At 73.7% G+C, this 16783-nt stretch carries 13 protein-coding genes; 7 read left to right on the top strand and 6 right to left on the bottom strand.

Features of this window, described 5'->3' with window-relative positions:
- Positions 1–78: 78 nt before the first annotated feature.
- Both O7616_RS14735 and O7616_RS14730 read right to left on the bottom strand, forming a co-directional pair.
- Positions 79–1653: a Na+/H+ antiporter gene (locus tag O7616_RS14735; protein WP_282307309.1), complete on the bottom strand. Its 1575-nt coding sequence runs from the start codon at positions 1651–1653 to the stop codon at positions 79–81.
- A gap of 106 nt (positions 1654–1759) precedes the next feature.
- A complete protein-coding gene (locus O7616_RS14730; protein ID WP_282307308.1) occupies positions 1760–5071 on the bottom strand; it encodes an AfsR/SARP family transcriptional regulator in 3312 nt (1103 codons plus the stop codon).
- A 150-nt stretch (positions 5072–5221) separates the two neighbouring features.
- Here O7616_RS14730 and O7616_RS14725 point away from each other — a divergent pair, with 150 nt between their 5' ends.
- The 3 genes from O7616_RS14725 (at position 5222) to O7616_RS14715 (ending at position 7299) form a co-directional block, all read left to right on the top strand.
- Positions 5222–6100: an alpha/beta hydrolase gene (locus O7616_RS14725; RefSeq protein WP_282261246.1), complete on the top strand. Its 879-nt coding sequence runs from the start codon at positions 5222–5224 to the stop codon at positions 6098–6100.
- A 357-nt stretch (positions 6101–6457) separates the two neighbouring features.
- Positions 6458–6907, top strand: coding sequence for a hypothetical protein (locus tag O7616_RS14720; RefSeq protein ID WP_282307307.1), 450 nt, complete (start codon positions 6458–6460; stop codon positions 6905–6907).
- A complete protein-coding gene (locus O7616_RS14715) occupies positions 6907–7299 on the top strand; it encodes a hypothetical protein (protein ID WP_282261250.1) in 393 nt (130 codons plus the stop codon). Before O7616_RS14720 ends, O7616_RS14715 begins: the two co-directional genes overlap by 1 nt.
- Before the next feature lie 39 nt (positions 7300–7338).
- Here the strand turns inward: O7616_RS14715 and O7616_RS14710 are convergent, their stop codons facing one another.
- From O7616_RS14710 to O7616_RS14700, 3 genes are all read right to left on the bottom strand, one after another.
- A complete protein-coding gene (locus O7616_RS14710; protein WP_282307306.1) occupies positions 7339–9504 on the bottom strand; it encodes a hypothetical protein in 2166 nt (721 codons plus the stop codon).
- Between the two features lie 6 nt (positions 9505–9510).
- Positions 9511–10701: a low temperature requirement protein A gene (locus tag O7616_RS14705; protein ID WP_282307305.1), complete on the bottom strand. Its 1191-nt coding sequence runs from the start codon at positions 10699–10701 to the stop codon at positions 9511–9513.
- Positions 10702–10791: 90 nt separating this feature from the next.
- Positions 10792–11733: an SDR family NAD(P)-dependent oxidoreductase gene (locus tag O7616_RS14700; RefSeq protein ID WP_282307304.1), complete on the bottom strand. Its 942-nt coding sequence runs from the start codon at positions 11731–11733 to the stop codon at positions 10792–10794.
- 131 nt (positions 11734–11864) lie between these two features.
- Here O7616_RS14700 and O7616_RS14695 point away from each other — a divergent pair, with 131 nt between their 5' ends.
- Positions 11865–12686 carry a helix-turn-helix transcriptional regulator gene (locus tag O7616_RS14695; protein WP_282307303.1) on the top strand — a complete coding sequence of 274 codons (822 nt, stop codon included), beginning with the start codon at positions 11865–11867 and terminating at the stop codon, positions 12684–12686.
- Here the strand turns inward: O7616_RS14695 and O7616_RS14690 are convergent.
- Positions 12683–13450, bottom strand: coding sequence for a TetR/AcrR family transcriptional regulator (locus O7616_RS14690; RefSeq protein ID WP_282307302.1), 768 nt, complete (start codon positions 13448–13450; stop codon positions 12683–12685). The two genes, O7616_RS14695 and O7616_RS14690, sit on opposite strands and share 4 nt — an antisense overlap.
- 149 nt (positions 13451–13599) lie before the next feature.
- Here O7616_RS14690 and O7616_RS14685 point away from each other — a divergent pair, with 149 nt between their 5' ends.
- The 3 genes from O7616_RS14685 (at position 13600) to O7616_RS14675 (ending at position 16710) form a co-directional block, all read left to right on the top strand.
- Complete coding sequence (locus O7616_RS14685; RefSeq protein ID WP_282307301.1) at positions 13600–14892, top strand: sensor histidine kinase; 1293 nt, start codon at positions 13600–13602, stop codon at positions 14890–14892.
- The gene (locus O7616_RS14680) at positions 14880–15545 is read left to right on the top strand and encodes a response regulator transcription factor (protein WP_282307300.1); all 666 of its coding nucleotides are present in this window, start codon (positions 14880–14882) and stop codon (positions 15543–15545) included. The genes O7616_RS14685 and O7616_RS14680 overlap by 13 nt, the downstream gene beginning before the upstream one ends.
- A 103-nt stretch (positions 15546–15648) precedes the next feature.
- Positions 15649–16710: a Gfo/Idh/MocA family oxidoreductase gene (locus tag O7616_RS14675; protein WP_282307299.1), complete on the top strand. Its 1062-nt coding sequence runs from the start codon at positions 15649–15651 to the stop codon at positions 16708–16710.
- Positions 16711–16783: the final 73 nt, after the last annotated feature.

Raw genomic sequence — 16783 nt, 5'->3', positions numbered from 1 at the left:
CCTGAGCCGCCACGGCTCCCCGGTGCCCTGAGCCGCCACGGCTCCCAGTTGCGCTGAGTCGCGACGGCTCCCCGGTGATCACTCGTCGGGTCCACGCCCCAGCAGCCGGATCTCCTCGTTGTCCAGGGCGGCCTGAAGTTCCTGCAACACCAGGTCGTCGATCTCCCGGTTGTCGCGCAGGCGGGTGACCTCCCGACGCTTGTGGGCGAGGACCCGCAGGCGCAGTCGACGTTCCAGGCGGCGCTCCTCGGCGGTGCTCCCCCCGCTCTCGTCGAGGTCCTCCAGGTGCCGCTGGTACTCGGCCTGCAGCCGACGGACCGACTCCTCCTGCGCGCCGACCTCGGCCGCGACCTGCGGCAGGGCGGCGAGGCCCGCCTCGGTGGCCCGCCGTCGGGCGTGCCGGGCCTCGTCGACGCGTTCGGGGTCGCCGACCAGCCCCGCCCACCGCACCACCAACGGCAGGGTGGTGCCCTGCAGCAGCATGATCAACACGATCACCAGCGCGGTGACGAAGATGATCAGGTCGCGCTCGACAACCGGTTGACCGTCGACGGTCACCGTCGGGACGGCCAGGGCGGCGGCGAGCGACACCGCGCCCCGGAATCCGGACCACCCGGCGACGGTTCCCACCCGCCAGGCCGAGGGCCCCTGGCTCGGGTCCATGATCCGGCGGCGTCGCAGCCTCGCGATCTGCGCGGTGAGGTAGACGAAGAACAGCCGGGTGCCGATGACGACGAGCGTCACCACGAGCACGATCACCAGAGCACGCCCGGGCGAGGTACTGGTGATGCCCCGCACCGCGCGGGGTATCTGCGTGCCGAGAAGGACGAACAGCCCACCGTTGATCAGGAACGTGGACAGGTCCCAGAACGCGAACGCCAGCACCCGGGACCGGGCGCGGATCACCCGTGGACCGGCGTAGGACAGCACCAGACCGGAGACCACCACCGCCAGCACACCGCTGGCGTGCACAGCGTCGGCCAGCAGGAACGCGGCGAACGGCGTGAGCACGCTCAGCGCGCCCTCCCGAAGCGGGTCGTCGAGCCGTTTGCGGACCAGCACCACGGCCGCCCCCACCAGCACACCGGCCAGTACGCCGCCGACGCTGGCGCCGACGAACTCCTCGCCGATGCCCAGCACGCCCGGTTCCGCGCTGTGGACGAGCAGACCCACGGCCACCGCGAAGACCACCAGGGCGGTGCCGTCGTTGATCAGACTCTCGGCGTGCAGGGTGGTGAGCAGCTTTCGGGGCAGCCGTTTCGCGAGCCCGGTGACCGCCGCGGCGTCGGTCGGGGCGAGGACCGCCCCGAGCACCCAGGCGGCGGCGGGGTTCACCCCGAACGCCTGCGCGGTGAACGACACGGTGACCAGGGTGAGCACCACCAGCAGCACGGCGAGTGACCCGATCACCGGGAGGTTGGCCCGGATCTCGCGCAGACTGATGGTGAGGCTCTCCCGGTACAGGATCGCCGGGAGGAAGATCAGCAGCACCAGGTCGGGTTCCAGTGCCACGTCGGACAGCGGGGGCGTCAGGCCGAGCAGCACTCCGAACGCGATGAGCAGGACCGGCGGGGCCACCCGGTACCGTCCGCCGAGCGTGGTGCCGATCAGGACGGTGACGCCCAGCACCACGATCATGACGAGCGCCTGCACGGCGTACCCCCTTGATCGTCGCCGGCGGTGGACGCGCCGGTGGTTCCATCTGACCGCACCCACCGGCGGGTTCCGAGGGGAATCGGCAAGTAGCCGTGGGCGGCGGTCAGCGGGTCGCGGTGGCGGCGCGGCCCCGGGCGGTGACCGCGCGGGCGACCCGGCGATGAGCTGCCGACTCCTCCTCGCGGCCCAGCGCGGCCGCCAGGGCGGCGAGGTGCCCGGCCACCGGGCCGACGGTGAGCACGCCGCTGCCGGCGGCCAGTTCCTCCGCCGCCGGCGACAGTTCGACGTAGACCCGTTGCATCGTGTCCCGGTCACCGAGGGCACGCGCCGCCTGGCCGACGAGGCAGAGCCGCGCCTCCCGCAGAAGGTCGTGCGGCCCGTCCGGAAGGGCCGACAGGGCCGCTGCCGCGGCGTCCCGGTCGCCGTCGGCCAGCAGCAGCAACGGCCGGATCCACGGCTCGTGCGGCCCCCAGTCCAGGCCCGCCCAGTCGGTCCCGCCCGGGCCGGGGAGCGGCTGGTCGACACCGTCGGCCCCGTCGTCGACGGCGTCGGCCAGCCGGAGGCCGAGCAGCGCGAGCGGAAGCAACCCCCGGGTCAGGCCCGGCATGCCGTCGGCGGGCAGCCGGCCGGCCGCTTCGCGGTAGGCGTCCGCCGCCGCGGCCGACTCGCCGTCGAGGGCCCGGCGCAGTGCGGCGAACCACCTGGTGAAGACGGCGACCAACGGCAGGTCGTACCGCTCGGCGAGGCGGTCGGCGGCGCGGGCGTGCTCGTCGGCGGCGGGCCGGTCGGCCAGCGCGCAGTACGCCTGGACCAGGACGAGGTGGCCGAGCACCTCGAAGGTCACCAACCGGTGCCGGGCGGCGAGGTCGACCAGCTCGACACCGATCCGGGCCCGGTCGGCCGCCAGACCGACGCGCTGGAAGGTGTGCATGAAGCGGGCGTTGAGCGCGAAGGCCAGCAGCCCGGGGTCGCCGATCGTCCGGGCGATCGTCTCGGCCTCGGACGCCGCCCGGCGACCACTGTCGGTGGTGGTGCCGCGCAGCTCCAGCGCGAGGGTGCTGAGCAGTCGGCTGCGCCGGGCCGAGCCGGTCGGACCGAGAGCGGTCAGGGCCAGCTCGGCGGCTCGGACGATGTGCCCGGAGAGCCTGTCGTCGTCGTTGCGCGTCCAGACGGCGGGTACGTCGAAGCCGGCCAGCACCTCCTCGACCAGCAGCGGGTCGCCGACGGACTGGGCGGTGGTGATCGCCTCGGCTCGTCGCCCCCGCGCCTCGGCCAGCCTCCCGGTCACGGCCAGCGCGCGCCCCAGTCCGAGCAGCGCGGTCAGCCGTTCGCGCTGCTCGACACCGCCGGCGTGGTCGTACGCCTCGATCACCTGCCCCCACAGGCGGGCCGCCTCGTGCGGGTTCCCACCGCGCTCGGCCTGCTCGGCGGCGGTGCGGGCGTAGGCCCCGGCGCGACCGGCAGCGGCCCGTCCGCCCGCGCGCAGCAGGTGGTACGCCATCGCGGCGGGCTCGACGGGGTCTCGTCGTCGCAGCTCCTCGGCGATGGCGGCGTGCCAGGCGGCCCGGCGGGGTGTGGACAGGTCGGCGTAGAGCGTGTCGCGGACCAGGATGTGGGTGAAGCGCAGCCGCCCGTCGGGCTCCCGCTCGGTGAGGAAGCCGGCCTGCAGGGCGCGGTCGACGGCGTCCAGCACCATCGCGGGATCCCCCGCCAGGGAGGTGAGGACCTCCAAGTCGAGATCACGGCCGAGCACGGCGGCCTGCCGCAGGACGGTGCGTGTCGGCGTGGGTAGCTGGGCCAACCGGTGTCGGATCACGTCGCGTACCCCGGGCGGCACCGAGGCCAGTGCGGCCTCCCCCTCGCTCGCGTACAACTGGGCCAGCTCGCGGACGAAGAACGGGTTGCCGCCGCTGCGATCGTGGATCAACCGGGCGGTGGCCGGGGCGAGTGCCGGGCCGACGACGGCGCGGGCCAACTCGCCGGTCGCCGACGCGGACAGGCCGCCGAGGTACTCCCGGGTCGGCTCCAGCCCGGCGACGCGGGCCAGGGCGGCGGTCAGCTCCGGGCTGATCTCGGTGGCCCGGTAGGTGCCGAGGACGAGCACCGGCCCGGTGGCCGGGTGTGGACCGGTGAGCAGGGCGGTCAGCAGGTCCAGGGTGTCACCGTCGGCGCGGTGCAGGTCGTCGAGGACCACGAGTAGCGGCCCTCGCTCGGCGCCCGACGCGATCACCGACGCCACCGCCCGGTGGCGACGGAACCGCCCACCGGCGAGGTCGCCCGAGTCGTCGTCGGCCCCCACCTCGCCGCTCAGCCCGGTGAGCGCGTCGGTGACCTGGGTCCACGGCCAGGCCGGCGGTGCGCCCTCGTACTCCGGGCTGCGGCCCCACGCCGTGGTCCAGCCCTCGGCGGCGAGCCGCTGGGCCAGCGTCTCGGCCATCGCGGTCTTGCCGGCACCCGGGTCGCCGGAGAGGAGCGCGAGGGTGGGCCTGCGGCGTCGGAGTGCGGTCTCGGCGGCGTGCCACAGCCGGTCCGACTCCCCGGATCGGCCGACGAACGGACGCTGCCGTGGCGGCTCGGCCCCTGCGGGCCCCCGGAGGCTGGGAGTGGCGGCGGCGTCGAGGGCCGGGGTGAGATGCGGCGCCTGGGCCAGGACGTCGGCTTCCAACCTCCGCAACTCGGGCCCGGGGTCCACCCCCAGCTCGGCCACCAGGACGGTACGTGCCTCGCGCAGCGCGGCGAGGGCGTCCCCCTGCCGACCGGCGCGGTACCGGGCCACCGCGAGCAACCGCCAGGCGTCCTCCCGCAGCGGATGGTTGGCCAGGTGAGCCGGCAGGTCGGCGGCGGCTTCGTCCGGGCGGCCCAGGGCCAGCAACGCCTCGGCTCGCCGCTCGACGGCCAGCATCCGCAGCTCGTTCAGTCGGTTGATCTCCGCAGCCGCCCAGACCTCGTTCGCGCAGTCGGCGTACGCGGGCCCGCGCCAGAGCCGGAGTGCGCCGTCCAGGGCGGTCAGCGCCGGTTCGGAACGTCCGGCCGCGAGCAGTCGGCCCGCCTCGCCGACTGCCGCCTCGAACCGGCCGGCGTCCACCGCGTCCGGGGCGACGCGCAGCACGTACCCGGTCGACTCGGTGACCAGGACCCGGGGCTGCTGCCGGGGTGGCCGATCGGGCTCCAGGGCCCGGCGCAGATCGGCGACGAAGGTCCGGATCGCGCCCACCGCGCCCTCCGGCGCGACCTCCCACAGGTCGTCGACCAGACGCCGCACCGGCACCACCCGCCCGTGGGCGATCAACAGCCGAGCCAGCACCAGGCGGTGTCGGTGTCCGCGCAGCGGTGCCGGACCGCGCTCCGTCATGGCGGTCACCGGCCCGAGGACGCCGAAGGTCACCGCCTCCGGTGCCGTCGACTGCCTGGTCATGGCACCAGGCTAGGGCGCGCCCGGGGGCGAGGGCCGGCCGGTGCTGATCCGACGCTGACCGTCCGCTGATCGGCACGGAGCAGGCTCGATCACGTACGACGAGGCGGGGCGACCGCCCCAGCCGGCACTGCTCACCAGAGAGGTTCTCCCGTGGACCCCAGGATCAACGGATTCGACTACCGACGCGTGAGCGTCGCGGACGGTGTGGCGCTCAACGTCGCAGTGGGCGGATCCGGACCAGCTGTCGTGCTGCTGCACGGTTTCCCGCAGACCCACCTCATGTGGCGGCACGTCGCGGCCGACCTGGCCGCCGACCACACGGTGATCTGCCCCGACCTGCGCGGCTACGGCGACAGCGACAAGCCCGCCGACACCGACGGCACCGGGTACGCCAAGCGCACCATGGCCGCCGACGTCGTGGCGCTGGCCGGCGCGCTCGGCCACGAACGGTTCGCGCTGGCGGGCCACGACCGGGGTGCGCTCGTGGCGTTCCGCGCCGGTCTGGACCACCCGGCGTCGGTCAGCCGGCTCGCGTTGCTCGACGTGGTGCCGACCCTGGACATGTGGGGGGTGCTGCACGGCACCTCCGCGGCTGTCGCGTTCCACCTGTACCTCATGGCGCAGCCGCCCGGGCTGCCGGAGGAGTTGATCGGGGGCCGCCCGGACGCCTTCTTCGGCCACTTCCTCGACGCCTGGACCCGTGACCCGGCGGCGATGCCGGCGGACGTGCGGGCGGCCTATCTGCGGGCGTCGCGTGACGCGGTGACCTCGATCGTCGCCGACTATCGCGCGTCGGCCGGCATCGACGTGGTCCACGACACCGCCGACCGCGAGGCCGGTAACACGCTGCGCATGCCGGTGACGGTGCTCCAGCAGGACTGGGGTGCCGCGCTGGGCTACGACGCGGCCGGGGTGTGGCGGGCCTGGGCACCCGACCTGGAGCACCGGACGGTCACCTCCGGGCACTTCATGGCGGAGGAGGCGCCGGCCGAGGTCGTCCGGGAGCTGCGGGCGCTGCTCGACCGCTGACCGATCGGCGGCCCGACCACACCACCATCACCTTGGGTAAGATAGGCGACACCCGAGGTAACGATCATGGCGGCGTGGCCGGGCCGCCGCGCTCCATCCGGCCCGGCGTGCGGCGACCGGGCCTGAACGGGCCCTGACCTGCGGCAATGCGACGTGACGCGCAGTGGACGACAACCGGTCATCGGTGATACACAGGCAGATAACCGGCAGCCAACGACGTCGAGTCGATCCCTCTCCTCGCCTTACGACCGTCCAACCGCGCCGCACCAGCGCCGGCATGCCGCTCCACAGTCGCGATCGGACGGCACCGGCGCGTCGGGCCGCTGCGGGAGGCCGTTCCTCGACCAGGGAGTTGCCGTGGGAACCCTCCGGATCCGATCCCGACACCAACCGTACGAGATCGCCGTCCTGACCGCGGCACCCGTCTGCGGCGTTCTGATGATGACCCTCGACGTTCGGCCGACCTCCGTGCAGACGGCCATGCCCGGGCCCATCCAGGTCGCCTGGGAGCTGGGGCTGATCGCGGTGGGTGTGGGCGGGTTGCTGGGCATCCTGTGGCCCGGCCGGCTCTCCACCGGGCTCGGCCTCGAACTCGCGTCCGTGCTGGTGCTCGGCACGATCACCGGCATGTACGCGGTGGCCCTGGTGAGCATGTCGGGCCGACAGTCCCTCGTCGCGACGTCGTTCGTCATCGCGGTGACGGTCGGGTCGCTGTGGCGGGCCACGCAGATCGCCGTCGACCTGCGTCGCCTGGCCCGGGCGTGCGAATGCCTGAATTACGAACCCCTGGAGGCAGGTGTCACGTGATGACCTCCCCGGCGCCGGCCGCACCCCACTGGGTGCAGCTGGCGCTCAGTGTGCTCGGCATCCTCGGTGGCAGCACCGGCCTCGCCGCTATCGCCACCGTGGTGGTGCAGCGCGGCAAGTTCAAGGCCGACGCCGCCGACACCCTCACCGAGGCCGCTCTCACCCTGGTGCAGCCGTTGCAGACCCGGATCACCCAGCTGGAGGGCGAGGCGCTGAACGCCCGATCCGAGCTGGGCGTGCTCCGCGAACAGGTCAACCAGTTGCAGTTCGTGGTCCGGGTGCTCACCCGGACGTTGGACCGCTGGCGGGCCGCGATCCGAGCTCCGGACGCCACCCTGCGGAAGATCCGCGCGACGGTGGCGGAGACCGACCGGGCGACCGAGGAGCGCTGACCACCCGCGTGCCCGGCGCGGCCGACCGGCAGCAAGACCTCAGGGGGAGCCCTGGATACGGGCGCGAAGCTCGTCGACCGCCGCCCGGAACTCGGGGTCGGACTCGCCCGGATGGTGCCCCCGCATCGGCGGTGGACAGCGCTCTCCCGGGGCCGGTAGCAGGTCCGACGGATCCCGCAACCGTCGGTCGACTCGACCGGCCGGATCGGTCGGGTCCGGGGGTGGATCACCGGGCCGATGGGCGGCGAAGATCCAGCCACCGATGCGGTCGGTGTCCCGCCACAGGTTGAGCCATCGCCACCCGACCCGCTCCCCGACCTGCCGTAGGACCTCCTCGTTCAGGTAGGCGGGGAAGATCCGGGCGTACAGGCGGTCCAGCGGCGAGCCGTAGGTGAGCAGCGCGACCCGCGTACGGACGCGCGGAGGCAGCCGCAGCACCGCGAGAGCGAGCAACACGGACCCGTGGCTGTGCCCACAGAGCAGCACCCCGGCGTGCCGCTCGGTCAGTTGGGTGATCCGGTGCGCCAGCTCCGGTACCGCGCGGTCGGCGTAGCTCGGCGGCGCGAACGGGTGCGCGGCCCGGGGCCAGAAGGTGCCCAGATCCCACAGGATGCCGACGTGCCGGCGGAACCACGCCGTGCGGTAGGCGAACACCCCACCCAGGAGCAGGGCGACCACCGCCGCCGTCGCGAAGTAGCTACCCAGGGCGAGCCCCATTCCCGCCACTCCGACCGGAAGCCCGAGGAACCGCGTCGCCAGCTCGTCGGGTGTCAGGTCGAACAGCCGCAACAGAGAGGTGGCCAGGCCGATCGCGGTGAGGGCCGCCCACGCGACGCAGAGAAGCCCCAACCACTCGGCGAACCGCGCCCGGGCGACCGCCCTCGTCACCTGACGCAGCCGCCCGACGCCCCGCGGCGGCACGGTCGGGAAGTCGCGCGCCGTGACCGCCGCCGCCGCGCGGCGACGGCGTCGCCGACTCAGCAGGGTCAACGCCCCGCACACCAGGACGCCGGCGGTGACGTGCAGGAAGAACGCCAGGATCGTCCACTGGTACGGCAGCGGCGGTCCGCCCTCGCCGCGGTAGCCGTCCAGCAGGTTCCCGCTCTGGTAGACGAGGTTGGCGGAGAACACTCCGGCGAGGCCGACCCCGAAGGCCGCGACCACCGCCGCGCCCAATCCGCGCGACAGCGCGCGGCGACGGTCCCCACGGCCGTGATGCCACAGCACCAGCGCACTCAGCGCCACCAGCAGCGTCATCTCCCCGAGCAGGGCCCAGGTCGCGATGGTGTCGTAGCCGGGCAGGGCGGCTGACGAGGGCCAGGCCCGCTCGTCCAGGACGACGGTGGCGAGGGTGGCCGCGGTCAGGCCGACGGCCACCGCGCGGAGCGTCTTGGCGGTCCGGGTGATCGTCCCCGTCATTGCCGCGCGATCGAGCAGGCCGGGCACGACGAGCAGCCCGGCACAGGCCAGCAGCACCGCGACGCTGAGCGTCAGCAGCAGGGCCGACGTGGCCGTCGCGCCGCCTGCGGTACGGGCGGCGAGCAGGATCAGATCGAGCATGGCGAGCGCGGCCGCCACGTGGATCGCCCGCAACCGATCCACCAGTGGCTCGACGACCCACAGGGGTTTGCCGGCCGGGCGGGGCCGTCGGGCGCCGAGCAGCCGGAGGAACGCGACGGCGGCGATGGGCAGGAGCGACAGGACGGCGAGCCGCAACCCGACCTGACGCCCGTCGATCCCGCTTACCGCGTCGAACGGGCCCCGGCAGCGCGCCGCGCCGAGACACCGCCAGGCGATCAGGTCGAGGGCGACTCCGGCGGTGGACACCACGTACAGCACGGTGAGGTCGAGCGCGAGGAGCCGGCACAGCGTGGTGACCCACTCACCGCCGCGGCGGGCCGTGGGCCGCATCCACACCGCCAGATTGCTGAGCATGAACGGCAGCAGGAGGACCAGGGAGAAGGTCCGGCCCACGGTGCCCGAGGGCAGGTCACCCCAGCGGTACGCCTCGAGCGTCATCCCGTCCGGGCTGTCGTCGGACCGGTCGGCGCGGTGGAAGCCCCCGCTGGCGTCGCCGGCGACCTGCCGGGCCGGTGCCTGATCGAGGATGACGCTGGGCTCCGCCCCGGACACGCCGTGCACCCGCAACTCCACCACGTCGTGCTCGCGCGGTGGATCGTCGTGCTGCCCTTCCCCCTCCGGCATCGGCGGCTACCGGGCCGGCCGGCCGGCGGCGTCGGAACGTCCGGCAGCCTGCCACGGTAGTGGCATCGCGTCGACCAGGACGATCAGCAGCAGCACCCCGGCGACGACCGCACTGCTGGCGAGCTGGGGGAGCTTCCAGGTCGCCAGTCCGGCCACGATGATCGCCGGCACACCGACCAGTCGCGCCCAGGGCAGACCGCTGTCGACAGCGGCCGCGAGCAGGATCCGGGCGGTCAGGAACAGCGCGGGCCCGATCACGCCCACGGCCAACTGTCCGTTGTCGTGGGCACCCGGGTCGTCGATCGTCATCTCCATCGCGACCGAGGTGGCCAGGACCCCGGCGATCATGACCAGATGCAGGTAGCCGGCCATCAGCGCCAGCTTGCTGCCCGGCGGCCCGGCCGCCACCACGGCGGCACCCAGCCGCGTGCCGGCGGGCACCAGGTAGAGCCGGGCCAGGGCCACCGCGGTCACGAACGCCAGAGCGAACGCCAGGGTGCTCTCCCGGTCCATGCCGGAGCCGCTGTACGTCACGCCGGCGATCAGGATCAGCTCACCCAACGCGATGATGAAGATCTGCTGGTAGCGCTCGGAGAGGTGCTCCCCGTTCACCTGAAGCTCGGGCCAGGTGCTGCGCCCGAGCCACGGGAACGGCCAGCGCAGCCGTGCGAGGGCGTACTCCAGCAGCAGCGCGAGCGCCCAGAGGATCTCCCGGGCCGGGGCGACGACCGCTCCGGCGATCCAGAGCACTCCGGAGATCGCGAACCAGATCGCCACCCGCGCGCTGCGCACCTGGAGCCGATGCCCCCGCAGCGCCGGGAGCAACAACGCGCCCCGGCCCAGGTGGATGGCGACGTAGGCGACGGCGAACACCAGGGCGTGCGAGTCGAACGCGGTGGGCACGGCCGCGGCCATCAGCAGACCGCCGAACATCACCCAGAGCAGGAGTACGACGATGAGTGGGGCCCGCGGGTCGAACCAGTCCGCCGACCACGCGGTCACGAACCACACCCACCAGAGCGCCGCCAACAGGATCAACACCCGGAAGCCGCCGACCATGCTGGTGTCGTCGAGCAACGCCCGGGACAACCGGGTCAGCGCGAAGATGAACGCCAGGTCGAAGAAGAGTTCCAGGAACGACGTCCGGCGGGGATTCTCCCGGCGCTGGAGCAGCCGGTCGGCAAGCCCTTTCGTCATCGCCCGCCTTCCCTGACGTCAACTGCCGTCCCAGTCGTACCACCTGAGCAGCCGGGCTCGGGCGCGTTCTCCCAGGCCGGGCCGTCGTCCTCAGCGGGCGGTGGCGACGGCGGGCCGGGACATCAGGTCCGATGCCACGTCCCAGAGCCGCTCGGCGTTGCCCGGGTCGACCGCGTACGCGGCCACACCGCTGTAGTCGGCGGGCCGCTCGGTCACGACCACGGCCTCGGCGCAGTCCTCGAAGTAGCGACCGCCGATGCCGTCGAGCAGCGGGGACGCGGCGAGCAGCACCGAGGTCGCGGCACCCTGCTGCGGGGTCTTCTGCCGCTCCTTCGGTGTGCGCAGCCCACCGGTGTGCTTCTGCAGGCCGGTGGCGATCGCTCCGGGGTTCACCGCGTTGGCGTAGACGCCCTCGCCGGACCAGCGGCGGGTCACCTCGACGGCGAGCAACGCCTCGGCGCTCTTGGACTGCCCGTACGCCAGCAACGGGTCGTACGGGCGGAACGCGAAGTGCAGGTCGTCGAAGATCACCGGGGAGAAGAGGTTGCCGCTGGAGCTGACCGACACGACCCGGGCGCCCCCGGCGGCGGCGAGCGCCTCGTGCAGGCCGACGGTCAACGCGAAGTGCCCCATGAAGTTGGTGGCGAACTGCATCTCCCAGCCCTCGGGGGTGCGCTCCAACTCCGGCAGCGCCATGATCCCGGCGTTGTTGACCAGGATGTGCAGCGGCTGGTCCCAGGCGGCGACGAACCGGCGTACCGAATCCTGGTCGGCCAGGTCCAGCTCGCGGGCGGTGACCCGGTCCGCGCCGATGCCGGCCGCGATGTCGGCGGCGGCCTGTTCACCGGCGGCGACCCGGCGTACCCCGAGCACCACCTCGGCACCGGCGGCGGCCAGCGAGCGGGCGGTCTCGACGCCGATACCGGCGGCCCCTCCGGTGACGACGGCCCGCAGGCCGGTCAGGTCGACCCCGGCGATGACCTCGTCGGCGGTCGAGGCGAAGCCGAACGGGGTCACGATTCGCTCAGTCATCTCTGTCCCATCTTCCGGTCACGCTTACGCCAGCCACTGTCACCCGATCAGCGGGCGGTGTCCGGGTCCTGGTTTTCCTGGTAGTGGCAGGACCAGGATGGGCGGTCGGCCACCGCTCCTACGATGGGCTGGTGAGCACGGCCGGGCCGCTCGGCGAGTACCTGCGTGCCCGGCGCGAGCTGATCGGGCCGGGCGACGTCGGGCTGCCCGCGCACGGCCGACGGCGGGTGCCCGGCCTGCGGCGCGAGGAGGCGGCTCTGCTCGCCGGCATCAGCGCCGACTACTACCTGCGGTTGGAGCAGGGCCGGGACCGGCACCCGTCGGCGCAGGTGCTCGACGCGCTGGCCCGGGCGCTGCTGCTGGACGCGGAGGCCACCGCGCATCTGCACCGCCTGGGCGGGCCGGTCCCGGTCCGCCGCCCGACGCGCCGGGCGGAGCGGGTGCCGACCGGCGTCCGGCAGCTGGTCGGGTCGTGGACCGAGACACCCGCGTTCGTGCACGGCCGGTATCTGGACGTGCTCTTCGCCAATCCCCTGGCGACCGCTTTGGCACCCGTCTTCAGCGCCGGGGTGAACCTGCTGCGCGCGGTCTTCCTGGACCCGAGCGTGTCGGCGCTCTACCCCGCCCTGACGGCGGTCGCGGCGAACGCGGTGGCCGGACTGCGCGCGCAGGTCGGCCCCGAGACGGACGACCCCCGCCTCACCGACCTGGTCGACGAGCTGACGGCCGGCAGCGAACGGTTCCGACGGCTGTGGGCCCGGCACGACGTCAGCGCCCGCGCCGGCGGTGGGTCACGGGTGTTCCGGCATCCACAGGTGGGCGAGTTGGAGCTGCGCTACGAGAAGTTCATCGTCAGCGGCACCACCCAGTCGCTCGTCGTCTACCACGCCGAGCCGGGCAGCCCGTCGGCGCGCACCCTGGCCCGGCTGGCCCCGACCACTGGGCCGGGCTAACCGGTGGTCGCCCGCTCGGCGACGACCACCGCGATCCCGTCGAGGACGCGTTGCAGACCGAACTCGAAGGCGTACTCCGGGCCGTACGCGCCGCCGTGCCGCTGACCCGCCGCGGTGCCGACCCGGGATGCGGTCGGGTAGCTGTCGGCCGTCATGAAGGTCTCCAGCCAGGGCGCGTGCGACTGCCACCACTGGCCGTCGGTCATGCCGGTCTCGCGTTCCAGGTCGACCACCTCGGAGGCGGCCCGCGCCGCGCTCTTCACGTGGCCGAGCACGAGGGTGAGCACCGCGTCCATCTCGACGTCGGTGAGCCCGATGTCGGCGACCGCGCCGAGCTCGTGGTCGTACTTCGCCATCAGGTGCGGGCCGAGCACCGGTCGGGTCGTCTCGGCGCGCAGCATCCAGGGATGCCGCTGGTAGAGCGCCAGGTTGTCGCGTGCGATCCGGTCCAGCCGGGCCCGCCAGTCGCCCTCGACGGCGGGGCGGGGCATCTCGCCGTACGCGCTGTCGATCATGACGGCGACGAGTTCGGCCTTGCCCGGCACGTAGGTGTAGACCGACATCGTGCCGACGCCCAGCGCCTCGCCGACCCGGCGCATCGTCAACGCGTCGAGACCCTCCGCGTCGGCGATCTCGGTGGCGGCCCGCACGATCCGGTCGACGCTGAGCCCGGGCCCCGCGCTACGGCTGGCCGGCTCCCGGGTGCGCCAGAGGATGGCCAGGCTCCGGGCCGGGTCCGCGGTCACCTTGCGCTCACTCGCCATGGTGCGGCAATCCTAACAACGCGGGCGTACGCCGTACGCCGGCCGGACGCGGCACGCGCCGACCCGTTCGGCCGGTAGTGCTGGGCATACCCCGGAGAGTGGATCTGGACGGCTGGGGCGGCCCCTCGCCCGCGATTAGCGTCTCTGGCATGACCCCGGAACGCCCTTCGCACCTGGCCGAGGCGCTGCGCCGCCGCGACTGGCTGATCTCCGCCTGGCCCTGGCGGGCGCTGGCCTACCTGGTCAGCACCGTGCCGATCGCGGGCGTGCTCGCCGTCGGGCTGCTCATCGTCGGCGCGCCCCTGCTCGCCGCCGTCAACGGGCTGCTGCTGCACGACCGCCCGCCGGGCGTTGCGCTCATGCTGTTCCTGGCGGTCGGCAGCCTCTCCGTGCTGACACTGGCGCCGATCGTCAGTTTCCCGGTGGCCGCCGTCGAGCGGTGGCGACTGCGCCTCGTGGACGGTCGTCCGTTGCCCCCGTCGCCGTGGCCGGGCCTGGCCGCCCGGTACCGCACCGCCGCCGGATGGCGGGAGGTGGCGTACCTGTTCTGGCTGGGCGGGGTCACCCCGATCACGTACTGGCTGTTCCTGCTGCTGCTGGTGTTCGACGTACTGCTGATCACCAGCCCCTGGCTGGCCGGCGATCCGGACAACCCGGTGGTGATCTGGCAGGCGGTCGATACCGCCGCCGAGGCCGTCCCGTACGCGATAGTGGGCGTGCTGCTCCTGCCGGTCCTCTGCTACGCGGCCGGTCTGTTCACCGCCGTGCAGGCCACCGTGGCCCGCTGGGCGCTGGCCTGGCCGGTCGACGCGGCGGCGTTGCGCGAGGTCGCGCGTTCCCGTACCCGCCTGGTCAGCGCCTACGAGGCCGAGCGGCGCCGGATCGAGCGGGACCTGCACGACGGCGCGCAGCCCCGGCTGACCAGCCTCACCCTCCAGCTCGGCCTGGCCCGGCTGGACGTACCCGAGGACTCCCCCGCCGCCCGACCCCTCGCCGTGGCGCACGACCAGGCTCGGGGACTGATGGTGATGCTGCGCCAACTCGTACACGGCATCCGCCCGCAGAGCCTCACCGACCTCGGTCTGGCCGGGGCCGCACAGGAGTTGGCCGACGCGTCCACCGTCGCGGTCACCGTCCACGCCGACCTCGACGGCCAACTGCCGGAGATCGTCGAGACGACCGCGTACTTCGTGGTGTCCGAGGCGCTGGGCAACGTGGTCCGGCACTCCGGTGCGACCCGCGCCGACGTGCGCCTCACCCGGACCGGTGGCGACCTGGTGGTCGAGGTGTCCGACGACGGCCGGGGCGGCGCCGACCCGACCGCGGGCACGGGCCTGACCGGTCTCGCCGACCGGGTCGCCGCCGTGGACGGCCGGCTGCTGCTGTCCAGCCCGCCCGGCGGGCCTACCCTGGTCCGGGTGGAGCTGCCGTGCCGTCGCTGACCCGGGTGGTGCTCGCCGAGGACGAGGTGCTGCTGCGCGAGGGCCTGGTGGCGCTGCTGACCCGCTTCGACTTCGCTGTGTGCGCCGCCGTCGGCTCCGCGCCGGACCTGCTGGACGCGGCCCGCGAGCACCGACCTGACCTGGTGCTGACCGACATCCGGATGCCACCCGGGCGTCGCGACGACGGGCTCCGCGCGGCTGTCGCGTTACGCGCCGAGCAACCCCACCTGCCGGTCGTGGTGCTCAGCCAGTACGTGCAGACCGGCTACGCGGCGGCGCTGCTGGACAGCGGCGACGGTCAGCGGGTGGGCTACCTGCTCAAGGACCGGGTGGCCGAGGTCACCGAGTTCGTCGACACGCTGCGTCGGGTCACCTCCGGCGGCACCGCCATCGACCCGGACGTGGTCCGGCAACTCCTGCACCGGCCGCGCGACCCGCTCGGCGCGCTGTCCGCCCGGGAACGCGAGGTGCTGGCGTTGCTGGCCGAGGGACGGTCGAACGCGTCGATCGCCTCCCGGCTGCACGTCACCGAGGCGGCGGTGGGCAAGCACGTCGGCAACATCCTGCTGAAGCTCGACCTGCCGCCGAGCGACGACACCAACCGTCGGGTGCTCGCGGTCCTCACCTACCTGCGGGCCGACCCAGTGGCCTGACCAGCACCGGGTCGAGATCGGGCCGGTCGGTTCGGGGCGTAGATTCTCCTCCGCGGTACCGCCGCCGCATCGGGGCGCGGACCAGGGAGATGGGGGCACGGGCATGGCGGAGGCGCTGCGGGTTGGTCTGCTGGGGTACGGGTTGGCGGGTCGGGTGTTCCACGCACCGCTGATCGCCGCGACGCCCGGGCTGCGGCTCGACGCCATCGTGACCCGCGATCCGCAGCGGCGCGAGCAGGCCGGGCAACTGTTCCCGGACGCCCGCCTGGTCGACGACGCCGACGAGCTGTGGCGTACCCCTGACGATCTGGACCTGGTCGTGGTGGCGACGCCGAACCGGCTCCACGTGCCGATGGCGCGGGCGGCGCTCGCGGCCGGGCTGCCGGTCGTCGTGGACAAGCCGTTGGCCGCGACGGCCGCGGAGGGCCGCGCGCTCGTCGACGAGGCGACCGAGCGTGGGGTGCCGTTGACGGTGTTCCAGAACCGGCGCTGGGATGGTGACTTCCTGACCGCGCGCCACCTGGTGGAGCGGGGCGAGTTGGGACGGGTGCTGCGCTTCGAGTCCCGGTTCGAGCGTTTCCGTCCGACGATCAAGCCGGGTTGGCGGGAGCTGGCCGGTCCCGAGGAGGCCGGCGGGGCTCTCTTCGACCTGGGCGCGCACCTCGTCGACCAGGCGGTGCAGCTCTTCGGCCGGGTCGATCGCGTCTACGCGGAGGTGGACCGTCGCCGTGCGGGCGCGGCGGTCGACGACGACGCCTTCGTGGCGTTGACCCACGCGAACGGGGTGCACTCGCACCTCTGGATGGGCGCGATCACCGCGCAGCTCGGGCCCCGCCTGCGGGTGCTGGGTGACCGGGCCGGCTACACCACGTACGGGCTGGACGTGCAGGAGGCGGCGCTGCACGCCGGTGGCCGTCCGGACCAGCCCGGCTGGGGTGAGGTCCCGCCGGAGCGGTACGGCATGCTCGGCGTCGACGGTGACCTGCGTCCGGTGCCGACCGAGCCCGGGTCGTACCAGAGCTTCTACGCCCAGGTGGCGACGGCGTTGCGCGACGGTACGCCGATGCCGGTGGACCCCCGGGACTCGATCACGACCGTCCAGTTGATCGAGCTGGCGCACCGGTCGGCGGCCGAGGGTGTGGTGCTGCCGGTCCCCACCGCCTGACGTCGCCGCGCCGGAACCGATCCGACCTGGACTGCCGGGTAGGCCCTCAGGGCCTACCCCGGTCACCAGATGG

This window comes from Micromonospora sp. WMMD964 (assembly GCF_029581455.1).
Taxonomy (GTDB): domain Bacteria; phylum Actinomycetota; class Actinomycetes; order Mycobacteriales; family Micromonosporaceae; genus Micromonospora.
This window is presented reverse-complemented; position numbering and strand designations above follow the sequence as displayed.